Annotated in this window: 12 protein-coding genes; 7 read left to right on the forward strand and 5 right to left on the reverse strand. The window is 70.7% G+C overall.

Annotated features, from left to right (window positions below; all coding sequences use genetic code 11):
• Positions 1-42: 42 nt before the first annotated feature.
• Entirely contained in the window at positions 43-1,140 is a 1,098-nt protein-coding gene (gene mnmA / locus HHX40_RS16740; RefSeq protein ID WP_259402541.1) for a tRNA 2-thiouridine(34) synthase MnmA, read from the forward strand.
• A gap of 2 nt (positions 1,141-1,142) precedes the next feature.
• On the opposite strand, the gene HHX40_RS16745 is transcribed toward mnmA, so the two are convergent.
• A complete protein-coding gene (locus HHX40_RS16745; RefSeq protein WP_182881349.1) occupies positions 1,143-1,772 on the reverse strand; it encodes an MBL fold metallo-hydrolase in 630 nt (209 codons plus the stop codon).
• A gap of 18 nt (positions 1,773-1,790) precedes the next feature.
• Here HHX40_RS16745 and HHX40_RS16750 point away from each other — a divergent pair, with 18 nt between their 5' ends.
• The 3 genes from HHX40_RS16750 to ligA all read left to right on the forward strand — a co-directional run bounded on the left by HHX40_RS16750 (position 1,791) and on the right by ligA (position 5,994).
• Positions 1,791-2,795 carry a methionine synthase gene (locus HHX40_RS16750; RefSeq protein WP_182881350.1) on the forward strand — a complete coding sequence of 335 codons (1,005 nt, stop codon included), beginning with the start codon at positions 1,791-1,793 and terminating at the stop codon, positions 2,793-2,795.
• Between the two features lie 121 nt (positions 2,796-2,916).
• Positions 2,917-3,417, forward strand: coding sequence for a hypothetical protein (locus tag HHX40_RS16755; protein ID WP_182881351.1), 501 nt, complete (start codon positions 2,917-2,919; stop codon positions 3,415-3,417).
• Positions 3,418-3,684: 267 nt separating this feature from the next.
• On the forward strand, positions 3,685-5,994 hold the full coding sequence (ligA, locus tag HHX40_RS16760; protein ID WP_310738142.1) for an NAD-dependent DNA ligase LigA: 2,310 nt from the start codon (positions 3,685-3,687) through the stop codon (positions 5,992-5,994).
• Between the two features lie 450 nt (positions 5,995-6,444).
• Here the strand turns inward: ligA and HHX40_RS16765 are convergent, their stop codons facing one another.
• The 4 genes from HHX40_RS16765 to HHX40_RS16780 form a co-directional block, all read right to left on the reverse strand.
• Positions 6,445-6,888 (reverse strand): hypothetical protein, encoded by a 444-nt coding sequence (locus HHX40_RS16765; protein WP_182881352.1) that lies wholly within the window; start codon positions 6,886-6,888, stop codon positions 6,445-6,447.
• Entirely contained in the window at positions 6,885-7,274 is a 390-nt protein-coding gene (locus HHX40_RS16770) for a hypothetical protein (RefSeq protein ID WP_182881353.1), read from the reverse strand. The genes HHX40_RS16765 and HHX40_RS16770 overlap by 4 nt, the downstream gene beginning before the upstream one ends.
• Positions 7,275-7,302: 28 nt before the next feature.
• Positions 7,303-7,728: a hypothetical protein gene (locus HHX40_RS16775; protein WP_182875356.1), complete on the reverse strand. Its 426-nt coding sequence runs from the start codon at positions 7,726-7,728 to the stop codon at positions 7,303-7,305.
• A gap of 152 nt (positions 7,729-7,880) precedes the next feature.
• Positions 7,881-9,293: a glycoside hydrolase family 6 protein gene (locus HHX40_RS16780; RefSeq protein ID WP_182881354.1), complete on the reverse strand. Its 1,413-nt coding sequence runs from the start codon at positions 9,291-9,293 to the stop codon at positions 7,881-7,883.
• 362 nt (positions 9,294-9,655) lie between these two features.
• Between HHX40_RS16780 and HHX40_RS16785 the strand changes: the two genes are divergently transcribed.
• The 3 genes from HHX40_RS16785 to gatA all read left to right on the forward strand — a co-directional run bounded on the left by HHX40_RS16785 (position 9,656) and on the right by gatA (position 13,654).
• Complete coding sequence (locus HHX40_RS16785; RefSeq protein ID WP_396775866.1) at positions 9,656-11,719, forward strand: putative bifunctional diguanylate cyclase/phosphodiesterase; 2,064 nt, start codon at positions 9,656-9,658, stop codon at positions 11,717-11,719.
• 148 nt (positions 11,720-11,867) lie between these two features.
• Entirely contained in the window at positions 11,868-12,167 is a 300-nt protein-coding gene (gene gatC / locus HHX40_RS16790) for an Asp-tRNA(Asn)/Glu-tRNA(Gln) amidotransferase subunit GatC (RefSeq protein WP_111698808.1), read from the forward strand.
• Entirely contained in the window at positions 12,164-13,654 is a 1,491-nt protein-coding gene (gene gatA / locus HHX40_RS16795) for an Asp-tRNA(Asn)/Glu-tRNA(Gln) amidotransferase subunit GatA (RefSeq protein WP_182881356.1), read from the forward strand. The genes gatC and gatA overlap by 4 nt, the downstream gene beginning before the upstream one ends.
• Positions 13,655-13,669 lie beyond the last annotated feature (15 nt).

A 13,669-nucleotide genomic window follows, 5' to 3' on the forward strand; every position in this document is an offset into this window, starting at 1 on the left:
CCAACGCGGGCGCGCGCCCGCGGGCGGTAACCTCGAACTGTTATGGCTCCCACAGCAAAGCCCACGGGAAAGCTCCGCGTCCTCGCCGCCATGTCCGGCGGGGTCGACTCCGCGGTGGCCGCCGCCCGGATCGCCGAGGCGGGGCACGACGTGACCGGCGTCCACCTGGCGCTGTCGTCCAACCCGCAGTCCTACCGCACCGGCGCGCGCGGCTGCTGCACCCTTGAGGACGCCCGCGACGCGCGCCGCGCCGCCGACGTCATCGGCATCCCCTTCTACGTGTGGGACATGGCCGAACGGTTCCACCGCGACGTGGTCGAGGACTTCGTCGGGGAGTACGCCGCCGGGCGCACCCCCAATCCCTGCCTGCGCTGCAACGAGAAGATCAAGTTCGAGGCGGTGCTCGACCGGGCGCTCGCGCTCGGCTTCGACGCCGTCGCCACCGGCCACCACGCGCGGCTCGAGGACGGCGTGCTGCGGCGCAGCGTCGACGACGCCAAGGACCAGTCGTACGTGCTGGGCGTGCTCACCCGTGAGCAGCTCGCGCACGCGATCTTCCCGCTGGGCGGCTCGACCAAGGCCGAGGTGCGCGAGGAGGCCGCGCGGCGCGGGCTGACCGTGGCCGACAAGCCGGACAGTCACGACATCTGCTTCATCGCCGACGGCGACACCCGGGCGTTCCTCGCCGAGCGGCTCGGCGCCGCCGAGGGGCCGATCGTCGACGCGCTCACCGGCCAGGTGGTCGGCAGCCACCAGGGGGCGTACGGCTTCACGATCGGGCAGCGCAAGGGCCTGCGCGTCGACCGGCCCGCCGCCGACGGCAGGCCGCGCTACGTGCTGTCGATCGAGCCGGTGTCCAACACGGTCACCGTCGGGCCGCGCGCCTCGCTGGAGGTGCGCGCCGTCGTGGGCGAGCGCCCGGTGTGGAACGGGCCGCTGCCGGAGCCGTACGAGCCGATCACGTGCCGGGTGCAGCTACGCGCGCACGGCGAGGTGTACGACTGCCGCGCCCAACTGTCCGGCGGCGAGCTGCACATCGAGCTGGACCGTCCGGCCACCGGCGTCGCGGCGGGCCAGGGGGCCGTCCTCTACGACGGGGACGCCGTCCTCGGCTCCGCCACGATCGCCTCGGCCGTCTGAGGTCAGACCTCCACGCTCTCGCCGACCGGGATGCGGCGGAAGTCGGCCTTCTGCCGGCCGGCCTCCATGCCGAGCCAGTTGTCGATCAGCGTCGCGCCGATGTCGTTGACGATGCCGTCATGGGTCGAGTACGCCCGCGCGGGACGGACGTACCGCAGGTAGAGCAGCATCTCGGCGGCCTTGAGCCATGGCGCGCTGGTCGGCACGAGCAGCGTCGGGACCTCGCGTCCCGGCGGCGTGAGGGCGTCGCCGGGGTAGAACACCTCGTCGTCCACGAAGAAGCCGATGTTCTCCACCGGCGGGACGTCGGGCAGGTTGAGCGCGTGCCACTCGCCGATCGCGCTGACGTGGAAGCCCGCCGTGTCGAAGCCGTCCCCGTGGGTGACGACCTGGACCTTCGCCGGGATGTCGCCGAGCTGGTCGGCGACGGCCCGGCAGGTGAAGACCTCCAGGTCGGGGCTCGCGTTCGCGAGCAGGCCCGCGTCCACGTGGTCGAAGTGCTCGTGGGTGATCAGCACCGCGTCCGCGCCGTCGAGAAGCCCCGGGCCGCTGAATGTGCCGGGGTCGATGACGAGCGTCCGCCCGTCCTTCTCCAGCCGCCAGCACGCGTGACCGAGTTTGGTGAGTTTCATGTCTCTAAGCTAGTGACCGTGAGCGAGTACCCGTGGAGCGAGGCCACGGCCACCGGGGTGGGGTCCTACCCGGGCGAGGACCATCTTGAGGCGTTGCGCACCGCGTTCGGCGAGCTGCCGATGCCGTATCTGCCCGAGTTGCCCGCCCGCGGAGTCGGCGCGGACATGATCGGCCGTACGGCGTCGCTGCTGGTCGAGCTGCCCGTCGAGGTGCAGCCGTCCGGCTGGCGGCTCTCCGACCGCCCGGGCCGGGATTTCAAGCGGGCCAGGGACCATCTCACCCGCGACCTCGACGGCTTGGAGGAGGTGACCCAGGGCTACCGGGGGCCGTTCAAGATCCAGGCGTGTGGCCCGTGGACGCTCGCCGGGGCGATCGAGCTCAGGTACGGCGACAAGGTGCTCGCCGACGCCGGAGCCGTACGCGACCTGACCGAGTCACTGGCCGAGGGACTGGCGCAGCACGTGGCGGAGGTCCGGCGGCGGGTCCCGGGAGCGGACCTCGTCGTCCAGATCGACGAGCCGGGGCTGCCCGGCGTGCTGGCGGGCACGGTGCCGACCGCGTCCGGCTTCGGGCGGCTGCCCGCCGTCGAGTCGCCCGTCGCGGCCGAGCGGCTGCGGACCGTGCTGTCCGCGCTCGCGCCCGCGTTCCCCGTCGTCCACTGCTGCGCGCCGGGCGTGCCGTACGAGGTGATCCGTACGTCGGGCGCGCGCGGCGTCTCGGTGGACGCGGGGCTGCTGCGACGCAGGGACGAGGACGAACTGGGCGAGACGATCGAGAAGGGCCTCGCGCTGCTGCTCGGCGTCGTGCCCGGCACGGACACCCGGCTGGCGGACGTCGGCGTGGTGGCGCGGCCGGCGGTGGAGCTGTGGCGGCGCCTCGGCTTCCCGCCCACCCGGCTCGCCGAGCAGGTCGTGCTCACCCCCGCCTGTGGCCTGGCCGGGGCCTCGCCCGCGTACGCCAGGGCGGCGCTGGCCCGGTGCCGGGAGGCGGCCCGGGTCCTGCGCGAGGACCCCGGCGAGTAAGAGGGGCGAGTGGGGGCGCCAGGGTGATCCAAGCGATCTCCCAGCCCGTTCCCAAGTGATTCACAAGCCCCGGGGCCTATCTCTTGACGTGCTGGAAGTTCACCCGTCAGGAGAAAGACCCATGCGAAGCGCCGCGCGCCTTCTGCTCCCTCTCGCCGCCACCGGCCTGTCCGCCGCCCTGTCCGTGGGGCTCGCCGCCGCTCCGGCCTCGGCCGCCACGGCAGCCACGTCGGCCACGGCCGCCACGTCAGCCACGGCCGCTTCCACCGCTTCCGCCGTTTCCGCCGCGGAGACCTGGAAGTGGGGGCCGACGGCGTCCTCCGACTACAAGGGCTGGGCGAGCGGATCGGTCCGGTCGACGTCGTCCGGCCTGCGTGTCGCCGGTGACCTCTACGACGCGGGCGGGGCCAGGACCTGCTCGTGGGTGACGATCAAGTGGCTGACCGACCACGGCAGGTACCGCACCGCGACCTTCCGCAACTGCTCGCAGTCCACTCCGCGCGCCTTCAAGGTGAACGCCGGATACATGCTGCTCGCCAAGGCCAGGGTCTGCCGGGGCACCGCGACCCGCGTCACCGGCCGTTGCTCGCGCTGGGAACGGGTCTGGACCCAGGGCGGCTGAGCTCTCGGGCCGGTCCCCCTCCATCCACCCTGACCGGCCCGAGTTGACCCGGACAAAAAGGAATGAAAGTGGGCTGCAAGCGGTCTACCGTAATTCTCGATCGCTCCTGAAAACGAGGGGCCGCGCGGTCTGGAGCGGTCCCCTCGCGGAGTGGTCCGGCGGGAGCCGTTCCTCGTCCTCGGCGCGGCTCCCGCCCCCGTCCTTCGCGTTCTGTCGGCCGCCGGAGATACGGTTGGCCTGGGTCGTTGACGAGGGGAGACGGGCGACGTGACCGACAGGGCGGACGGGCTCGACGACATCGTGGACGAGTTCGGGGATGTGACGGGCGAGCTCGCGGGGAGCGCGGAGAGCTCGGGAACGTCGCAGAGCGGGCAAGTCGCGGAGAGCGCGGAGGGCTCGGGAGGTGCGCAGAGCGCGCCGAGCGAGGCGCGGGAGCGGCACGCCGAGCTCGCGGAGCTGCTTCAGGACGCCAACTGGCGCTACTACGTGCTCGACTCGCCCACGGTGAGCGACGCCGAGTACGACGGCTGGATGCGGGAGATCCTCGCGCTGGAGGAGAGGCATCCCGACCTGCGGACGCCCGACTCGCCCACGCAGAACGTGGGAGCGCCGATCTCCACCGAGTTCGCCCCCGTCACCCATCTCCAGCGCATGGAGAGCCTCGACAACGCCTTCGACGACGCCGACCTCGCCGCCTGGCAGGCCAGGGCGGAACGGCTCATCGAGGCCGACCCCGGGCCCTACCTGTGCGAGCTGAAGATCGACGGCCTGGCCGTGGCGCTCGTGTACGAGAAGGGCCGCCTGGTGCGCGGCGCGACCCGGGGCGACGGGCGTACCGGCGACGACATCACCCCGAACGTCCGCACGCTCGGCGACGTGCCCGACCGCCTGACCGGGGACGACGTACCCGACCTGCTGGAGGTTCGCGGCGAGGTCTTCCTGCCGGTCGAGGGCTTCAAGAAGCTGAACGAGCAGCTCATGGACGCGGGCAAGCCGCCGTTCGCCAACCCGCGCAACTCGGCCGCGGGCTCGCTGCGGCAGAAGGACCCGCGCGTCACCGCGCAGCGGCCGCTCCGGATGATCGTCCACGGCGTGGGCAAGTGGGAGGGCGGCGGGCCGCTGCCGGGCACCCAGTCGGCGGTCTACGAGCGGCTGCGCGACCTCGGCCTCCCCGTCAGCGACCGCTACAGGGTCGTGGAGAGCCTCGACGAGATCCGCGGGTTCGTCGCCCACTACAACGAGCACCGGCACGATCCCGAATACGAGATCGACGGGGTGGTCGTCAAGATCGACCGGATTCCCGTGCAGCGGCAGCTCGGATCGACCAGCAGGGCGCCTCGCTGGGCGATCGCGTTCAAGTACCCGCCCGAGGAGGTCACCACGAAGCTCCTCGACATCCAGGTCGGTGTGGGCAGGACGGGCCGGGTCACGCCGTTCGGCGTGATGAAGCCGGTGGTGGTGGCGGGGTCGACCGTAGAGCGGGCGACGCTGCACAACGCCTCGGAGGTGGCGCGCAAGGGCGTGCTCATCGGCGACACCGTGGTGCTGCGCAAGGCGGGCGACGTCATCCCCGAGATCGTCGGTCCGGTCGTCGACCTGCGGCAGGGCGGCGAGCGGGAGTTCGTCATGCCCACACACTGCCCGGAGTGCGGCACCGCGCTGGCCTACGAGCGGGAGGGCGATGCCGACCTGCGCTGCCCGAACGCCCACTCGTGCCCCGCGCAACTCCGTGAGCGGATCTTCTTCGCGGCCGGGCGCAACGCGTTCGACATCGACGGGCTGGGCTATGTGGCCGCGACCGCGCTGACCCAGCCGCTGCCGCCGCAGGAGCCGCCGGTCCGCACCGAGGCCGACCTGTTCGACCTGACGATCGACAAGCTGCTGCCGATCAGGTCCGTGGTCCGCGACGCCGACACGGGTCTGCCGAAGACCGATCCGGAGACCGGCGAGCCGAAGGTGGTCTCGTTCTTCGCCAATATGTCCGGCGAGCCGAGCAAGCACGCGGAGCTGATCCTCCAGCAACTGGAGGAGAAGAAGGACCAGCCGTTGTGGCGGGTGCTCGTGGCGCTGACGATCCGGCACATCGGGCCGCCGACGGCCCGCGCGCTGGCGGACGAGTTCCGTTCGATCGACGCCATCGCCAAGGCGTCGGAGGAGGAGCTCGCGGCGGTGGAGGGCATCGGCCCGAGGGTCGCCGCCACGATCAAGGAATGGTTCGAGGTCGACTGGCATCGGGAGATCATCGAGAGATGGCGGGCCGCCGGAGTCCGGATGGCCGACGAGTCGGCGGCCGACGAGGGACCGCGCCCTCTTGAGGGGCTGACGTTCGTCGTCACCGGCACGCTCGCGGACTTCAGCCGCGACGAGGCGAGCGAGGCCATCGCCGCCCAGGGCGGCAAGGTCACCTCGTCGGTGTCAAAGAAGACCGGCTTCCTGGTGGTGGGGGACAACCCCGGCTCGAAGTACGACAAGGCGGTCAAGGCCGGCGTTCCCATCCTCAACGAGGAGGGTTTCCACACGCTCCTCCGTGAGGGCCCGGACGCCGCCCGCGCCGCCGCCGTCACCCCCGAGGACTGACCCCGGAGGGCTCCCCCACGCGCCCCAGTGTCCGCACCCGGAGTCAACAGTGTCTGCACCCGAGTCGCCGGCGCCCGCATCCGGTATTCGCCGCGAGTCCGATCAGTGGTGCGCGAGGTCTAGGGCTGCCAAGACGGCCGGCCCCGGGCCGTCACGGCCAGGCGGCCAGCAGCTCTTCGGGGCCCCAGTGCGCGGCGAGCGGCAGGTTGTCGTCGACACCCGACCGGGAGACGGCCGCGCCCGTAGGACTGCATCGCCTCAATTACCGAGAGGTGGCTGCCGACTAGGTCGTCCCGGATATACGTAGAACCGATCTAACGTAGATGCGACCTTACTTTGTGCGGTCCAGGTGCCTCCTGAGCCGGTGTCCGCAGAGCAGCGAAACAGCGCCCCCCGTCCTGTGCGGATCGGGGCGCGCCGTTGACCGACGGCTGCCTGAGGGAGCCGTTGTCAGCAGTCGACCAACTGCGCCATCGCGTTCTTGGTCTCGCTCGCGATGTCGAGGCCCATCGAGAGCTGGTCGAATACCGCTTTCAGCAGCCCCAGGCGCCGGATCGTCTCACCTTCGACGGGAGCGCCCGAACGAAGTCGCGCGTTGATGGCGAGAGCCGCCATGATCTGCTTGCCAGTGAACGCTTGATCGAGCAGGCGAGTGAAGTCTTCACCCTGGGCTTCCTGGATCTTCTGCGCCTCGGTTGCGTCAACGTGGGCATACACCCACACGTTGCCTTCCATGGCGTGGCCTTCAAGGCAGTCGAACACGAAGAGCTTGTGGTTCTGCCTGATCAGGCCGGCGGTAGGCATGTTGAGACGGTCGAAGACCTCGATCATCTTCGAGTCGAGGGTAGGCACCCAAGGGCGTTCTCCGATACCCAGCTTGATCAGGTCGCTCACAGGATGCCTTCCTTCCAGCTTGTCGACTCGAAGCAGGCGTCGAACCTGTCCCTCTCATCATTGGTCCACAGCCGGGCGTCGTCTACCAGTGCTACGGAGACATGCCCCGGTATACGCCTCGTTGGACTGGCCCATACCCGAAAACCGGCAGCTCGCAGCTTGCCGACCAGCGCATAGCGTACGCCCTCTCCCGGGATCGCTCCTTGAGCGCGTCGATGGTTCACCGCCATCGCTGCTTCGTCTGGCGTCTTCTTGCCACTGAGGAGGGAAAGCTCGCGTGGAACTTCGTGGGCCGAGGGACACCGTTTGAACGGTGTACCTTCGATCGGCTTGTGGATCGTTCCATACTGTGTGACCCAGTCCTCATCGCTGAGGTCGTCATTCATCTGCTCGCCTGTGGGGGTCGTCTTATGTTCAGGAGTTGATGGGGGCGCTTGACTCGATGAGGTTGTCGAAGGCGAGGGCGGCCATGGAGGGTCTGTCGGCGAAGAGCCCGTCCAGCAGGCGGATGAGGTCGTCACCCGCGGCGTTCTGGAGGCGGCTCACCTCGATCGCGTCGACCTGGGTGTAGGCCCAGAAGCTGACTTTCGACCCGCGACCGTCGATGCAGTCGAAAACGTAGAGCCTGCCGTCCTGTTCGATCAGTCCCGCCGTGGGCGGGTCGCATTCCTCGTAGATCTCGACCACACGGGTGTCGGAAGTAGGCCGCCAGGGGCGCTCTCCGATCTGCAGCCGGATCGGGTCACTCCCTCGCCGCCTGAAGGGGCGCAGCTCGACCACTTTGCCGTCGATCGCGTCGCGCCGGCTTGCCTGCTCTTCGCACAGGGCGTCGTCACCCATGAGCACCTACTGGGGGAGTAGTGACGGTAGTTGCAACACATCCTAAACGCTTCGCTGTCGATCGATCACCCAATGTGAGTGCCGGTGGGTAAAGCGAAGGCGTGCCGTACGGCTGGGGAGGACCGTACGGCACGCCTGGTTTCACGCGGGGATCAGGAAGCGGTGCAGCTCAGCGGGTTGGGAGTGGAGGGGGTTCCGCTGGAGTTGGCGAGGAAGCCGAACGTGGTGCTGGCACCCGGGGCGAGGTTCCCGTTCCAGTTCAGGTTCGAGGCCGTGATGCTGGTGGTGCCGGTCAGGTTGGCGTTCCACGACTGGGTGATGGACTGCCCGCCGGGCATGTTCCACTTGACCGTCCAGTTGCTGATCGCCGAGGAGCCCGCGTTGGTCACGGCGACCTCACCCTGGAAACCGCCGCCCCACGCGCTGACGACCTTGTAGACCGCCGTGCAGCCCTTGTCGCCGGTGAAGGTCGGCGACGCCGAAGGCGAGGCGGAGGGCGACCGGGTGGGCGAAGTGGACGGAGAGGGGGAGGGAGTCGGGGAGGGCGACGGCGACTGAGACGGGGACCGCGTCGGCGAGGCCGACGGGGACTGCGGCGGGGTGTACGGGGCGGCGATCGCCAGGTCGTACGCCCGCTGCGGGACGAACTGACCGGCCGGGGCGATGCAGCCGTCGGACTCGCCCGGAGGCTTGACCCACAGGTACGCGGCGATCGCCGAGTCGCCGGTGTTGGTGGTGCTCCAGGTGCCGGTGGCGCGGCCGGCCGGGTCACACCACTCGCTGCCGACCGGGCCGTTGCCGTTGCGGCTGGTGTCGATCACGGCCTTCAGCCAGGACAGGCCGGTGGCCCCGATGACGTTCTTGGCGTAGGAGACCGTGGGGGAGGTGGACCGGTAGTTGGAGACGTTGAGCGAGATGCCGTCCGCGCTGTTGGCGATGTCGGCGCCCCGCAGGCGGTTGGCCATGTCGGAGGCGCCCACCCAGGCCTCGTTGCCCGCGTCGAAGTAGACCTTGACCTGCGAGGAGGTGGCCTTGAACTTCTTGCCGGCGTACGCCATGGAGGCCTGGACCTCGGCCTGCTGCGAGGAGTTCATGCAGTTCGGCATGATCGCCAGCGCGTCGGGCTCCAGGATGATGTAGGCCGGACGCCCGCCGAGGCCCGCGGCGACCTGGTCGATCCAGGCGCGGTACGACGCGTGGTCGGGAGCGCCACCCGCGCTCGCGCCGCCGCAGTCGCGGTTCGGCATCTCGTAGACCACCATGATCGGGATCTTGCCGGCCGCCGCCGCCGCGCCCACGTAGGCGTCGACCTGGCTGCGCACCGCGGAGGGGTTGTAGCTGGCGAACCAGCGGCCCTGCGGGACGGCGGCGATGCGGTCCCGGATCACCGCGGTCTTGCTGTCATTGGGGTTGGCGGCGACCCACTTCGCGGCGCTGGTCGTCGGATCCACGTAGAAAACGGAGTCGGCGGCCTGGGCCGCGGTGGAGGTCACAACGGCCGCTCCCACCGCGGCCGTGGTGGCCGCAGCGAGAATGGCCGCCGTCAAGGGCCTTCTGCGAGACATGGAATTACTCCGTCCGGTAATGTGGGAGCGCTCCCACAGTTCCCTCGGATCGTAGGGACCGGGACGGGGGTCCAAGAAGGGCCGATGTGAGTTCGGCTGGACGATCAACCTAATAGGCGCAGGCGGGCGGGGGAATGGGCGCGTGGATCACTTGAAACTTTCACCACGAGTCCAGCCGTGCCGTGATTTCTCCGGAAATCATGGTAACTCAGTGTGCCCAACCGGTTTCGCGAAGTGGCCCACAGGCCGTACCCTCCGATAGTGACCTCTTGGGGGGTTTCTTACCTATGACGCTTTCACGCGGTCTCATGCCGCTCACCGGGGTGCCACGCGTTCTCCTCCCGGCCGCCGACCTGGGCGAACTGAGTGCGCCCGTCGACACCCGGGACACCGGACCACGCCCCGGATCGCCTTTATGGGCGTACCTCACGGTGGTCAGCGCCGCCGGCGTCTCCGCGCTCGCCATCGCCGAGTTCGGGCTGGGCGCCGGCCCGCTGGCCGAGGCCGCGCGCACCCCGTTGTTCTGGATGCTGACCGTCCTCGTGGTCCTCGGCGAGCTGCGTCCGATCATGTTCAGCTCCTCGACGCTGGTCGGGGGCACGCCGACCTCCACGATGTTCACCTTCGCCGTGCTCATGTACCAGGGCCTGCCGACGGCGGCGCTGATGCAGGCGGTCGCCGTGGTGGTCAGCGGGCTGGTGCACCGCAGGGCCTGGCACCGGGTGCTGTTCAACCTCGCCCAGGTGACCCTCGCCTGCACGGCCGCGGCCGGCGCCCTGGCCGCGTTCGGCGCGCACCCGGGGCCGCGCTCGCCGTGGACGCCCGACGGCATGGACATCCCCGCCATCGCGCTGGCCGCCGCGGCGTACTTCGTGGTCCGCGCCGTCCTGGTCTGCCAGGCGGTGGCGCTGCACGAGCGCCGCCCCCTGCTCCGGGTGATGAAGGCCTCGATCGGCCCGCAGGCGCTCGTCTACGGGACGCTGCTCGGCCTCGCGCCGCTGGTCGTGGTGGTGATGGCGCATTCACCCGCGCTGGTCCCGCTGTTCGTCGCGCCGCTGGCCGCCGTCCATTGGACCGCGACGCTTTCGCTCCGCCGCGACCACCAGGCGACGCACGACGGGCTCACCGGCCTGCCGAACCGAAAGATCCTGATCGTACGCACGGAGGAGGCGCTGGCCGAGGCGCGCGCGCACGAGCGGGTGGGGCTGCTGCTGCTCGACCTCGACCGCTTCAAGGAGGTCAACGACACGCTCGGCCATCCGGTCGGCGACCGGCTGCTGCAGATCGTGGCCCACCGGCTCACCCACAGCGTACGGCCGGGCGACGTGGTCGCCCGTCTCGGCGGGGACGAGTTCGCGGTGCTGCTCCCGTCCATCAGGGACGCGCAGGCGGCCAGGGAGGTCGCCTCGCGGCTGCGGGTCGCGCTGACCGAGCCGGTACGCCTTGAGGGCATGACGTTCGACCTCGACGCGTCGGTCGGCATCGCGCTCTATCCCGACCATGCCCCGGACTTCGAGCTGCTGATGCAGCGCTCCGACGTCGCGATGTACCTCGCCAAGGAGGGCCGCACCGGCGTCGAGTTCTACCTGCCGGGCAAGGACCGCAACTCGCCCGAGCGGCTGAGCCTGCTCGGTGACCTGCGGCGGGCCATCGACGCCGACGAGCTGGAGCTCCACTATCAGCCCAAGGTGAGCCTGGAGGACGGCAGGGTCGAGGGTGTCGAGGCGCTGCTGCGCTGGTGGCACCCGGTGCGCGGGCCGATCTCGCCCGCCGAGTTCATCCCGCTGGCCGAGCAGTCGTACCTCATGCGCGAGCTCACCCAGCACGTGATCGGGAAGGCGCTGCGGCAGGCGGCGCGCTGGTGGCACGCGGGCCTGGACGTGCCGGTCTCGGTGAACGTGTCGGCCCGCGACCTGCTCGACTCGGGCCTGCCCGAGCAGCTTGAGGCGGGGCTGGAGAAGCTGGACCTGCCGCCGGAGGCCATCCGGCTGGAGGTCACCGAGCGCATCCTGATGACCGACCAGGCCTACAGCGCCGAGGCCATCCGCACGCTGGCCGGGCTCGGCGTCCAGCTCTCGCTGGACGACTTCGGCACCGGCTACTCCTCCCTGGTCCGGCTCCAGCGGCTCCCGGTCTCCGAGGTCAAGATCGACGCGTCGTTCGTACGGCGGCTGGGGGAGCCGGGGGACGACGAGCGGATCGTCCGCTCGATCATCGACCTCGTCCGGTCCCTCGGGCTGAGGTCGGTCGCCGAGGGCGTCGAGTCGCCCGAGATCGCGGAGTCGCTGCGGGAGATGGGCTGCCACGCGGGGCAGGGGTGGTGGCTGGCCAAACCCATGTCCGCCGCCGATGCCACCACCTGGCTGCGCGACCGGCTCGGCGCCGCCCTGGGCTCCGCGGGTGACACCCGGCTCGCCTCGCACTGAATCGCCGTGGGCCGCCGGGTTCCCCGCCTCGGGGTGGGAAAGCTCGTATTAAGACCGTGTGACGCGGCGTCGCCGGGTCGGCCGCGCTCGGCGGCGAGCCCTAGGATGGGTGGGTCCAATCTCCATCATGAAACGGGTTCGACGACTCATGTCCGCCATAACCCGCGATGAGGTCGCTCACCTCGCCCGGCTGTCCCGGCTGGCACTGGCCGACGACGAGCTCGACCACTTCGCCGCCCAGCTCGACCAGATCGTCGGCGCCGTCGCCCGCGTCTCGGAGGTGGCGGCCGGCGACATCCCGCCGTCCTCGCACGCGCTGCCGCTGACCAACGTCTTCCGTCCCGACGCCGTACGGCCGGGTCTGACACCCGAGGGAGCCCTGTCCGGCGCGCCCGCGGTGGAGGACGACCGGTTCCGCGTGCCGCGGATCCTCGGGGAGGAAGAATGAGTTTGATCCGGAAGACCGCCGCCGAACTGGGCGCGCTCATCGCCGCCCGCGAGGTCAGCGCCGTCGAGGTCGCCCAGGCCCACCTCGACCGGATCGCCGAGGTCGACGGCCGCGTCAACTCCTTCCTGCACGTCGACGCCGAGTCGACGCTGGCCCAAGCCCGCCAGGTGGACGAGCGCCTGGCCGGGGGCGAGAACCCCGGCCCGCTGGCCGGGGTGCCCATCGCGCACAAGGACGTGTTCACCACGGCCGACATGCCGACGACGGCCGGTTCGAAGATCCTCGAAGGCTGGCGCCCGCCGTACGACGCGACCGTGACCGGCCGGCTGCGCGCGGCCGGGCTGGTGATCCTGGGCAAGACGAACCTCGACGAGTTCGCCATGGGGTCGTCCACGGAGAACTCGGCGTACGGGCCGACGCACAACCCGTGGGACCTGTCCCGGATCCCGGGCGGTTCGTCGGGTGGCTCGTCGGCCGCTGTTTCCGCCTACGAGGCGCCGCTCTCCACCGGCACCGACACCGGCGGCTCGATCCGCCAGCCGGCCGCGGTGACCGGCATCGTCGGCATGAAGCCGACGTACGGCGGCTCGTCCCGCTACGGCCTGATCGCGTTCGCGTCCTCGCTCGACACGCCCGGGCCGTTCGCCCGCACCGTGCTCGACGCGGCGCTGCTGCACGAGGCGTTCTCCGGCCACGACCCGCTCGACTCGACCTCCGTCGACGCGCCGGTGCCGCCGGTGGTGGAGGCCGCGCGGCAGGCCGACGTGGCGGGCATGCGGATCGGCGTGGTCAAGGAGTTCGCCGGGGAGGGCTACCAGCCCGGCGTGCTCGCCCGCTTCCACGAGGCCGTTGACCTGCTGGAGTCGCTCGGGGCCAAGGTCGTCGAGGTCTCCTGCCCGGCGTTCTCCTACGCGCTGCCCGCGTACTACCTCATCGCGCCGTCGGAGTGCTCGTCCAACCTGGCCCGCTTCGACGCCATGCGGTACGGCCTGCGCGTCGGCGACGACGGCACCCGCAGCGCCGAGGAGGTCATGGCGCTCACCCGCGCGGCCGGCTTCGGACCCGAGGTCAAGCGGCGCATCATGCTCGGCACGTACGCCCTGTCGTCGGGCTACTACGACGCCTACTACGGGCAGGCGCAGAAGGTCCGCACGCTGATCATGCGTGACTTCGAGGCGGCCTTCCAGCAGGTGGACGCGCTGGTCTCGCCGACCACGCCGACCACCGCGTTCCCGATCGGGGAGCGGGCCGACGACCCGATGGCGATGTACCTCGCCGACCTGTGCACGATCCCGACCAACCTGGCCGGAAACGCCGCGATCTCGGTGCCGTGCGGCCTGGCGGACGAGGACGGCCTTCCGGTCGGGCTCCAGGTCATGGCCCCGGTCCTCGCCGACGACCGCTGCTACCGCGTCGGCGCGGCCGTGGAGAAGGCCTTCGAGAGCCGGTGGGGCGGCCCGCTGCTGTCCCGCGCGCCCGCGCTCTGACCGCCGAGGGGAGGG

Origin of the sequence: Microbispora sp. H10949 (genome assembly GCF_014161435.1) — a bacterium.
Classification (GTDB): domain Bacteria; phylum Actinomycetota; class Actinomycetes; order Streptosporangiales; family Streptosporangiaceae; genus Microbispora; species Microbispora triticiradicis.

Coding starts and splice junctions, on each gene's coding strand:
- HHX40_RS16775 (WP_182875356.1), bottom strand. CDS start 7,728: ATGGGTGACGACGCCCTGTGCGAAGAGCAGGCAAGCCGGCGCGACGCG.
- HHX40_RS16745 (WP_182881349.1), bottom strand. CDS start 1,772: ATGAAACTCACCAAACTCGGTCACGCGTGCTGGCGGCTGGAGAAGGAC.
- HHX40_RS16755 (WP_182881351.1), top strand. CDS start 2,917: ATGCGAAGCGCCGCGCGCCTTCTGCTCCCTCTCGCCGCCACCGGCCTG.
- HHX40_RS16770 (WP_182881353.1), bottom strand. CDS start 7,274: ATGAATGACGACCTCAGCGATGAGGACTGGGTCACACAGTATGGAACG.
- HHX40_RS16780 (WP_182881354.1), bottom strand. CDS start 9,293: ATGTCTCGCAGAAGGCCCTTGACGGCGGCCATTCTCGCTGCGGCCACC.
- gatC (WP_111698808.1), top strand. CDS start 11,868: ATGTCCGCCATAACCCGCGATGAGGTCGCTCACCTCGCCCGGCTGTCC.
- gatA (WP_182881356.1), top strand. CDS start 12,164: ATGAGTTTGATCCGGAAGACCGCCGCCGAACTGGGCGCGCTCATCGCC.
- mnmA (WP_259402541.1), top strand. CDS start 43: ATGGCTCCCACAGCAAAGCCCACGGGAAAGCTCCGCGTCCTCGCCGCC.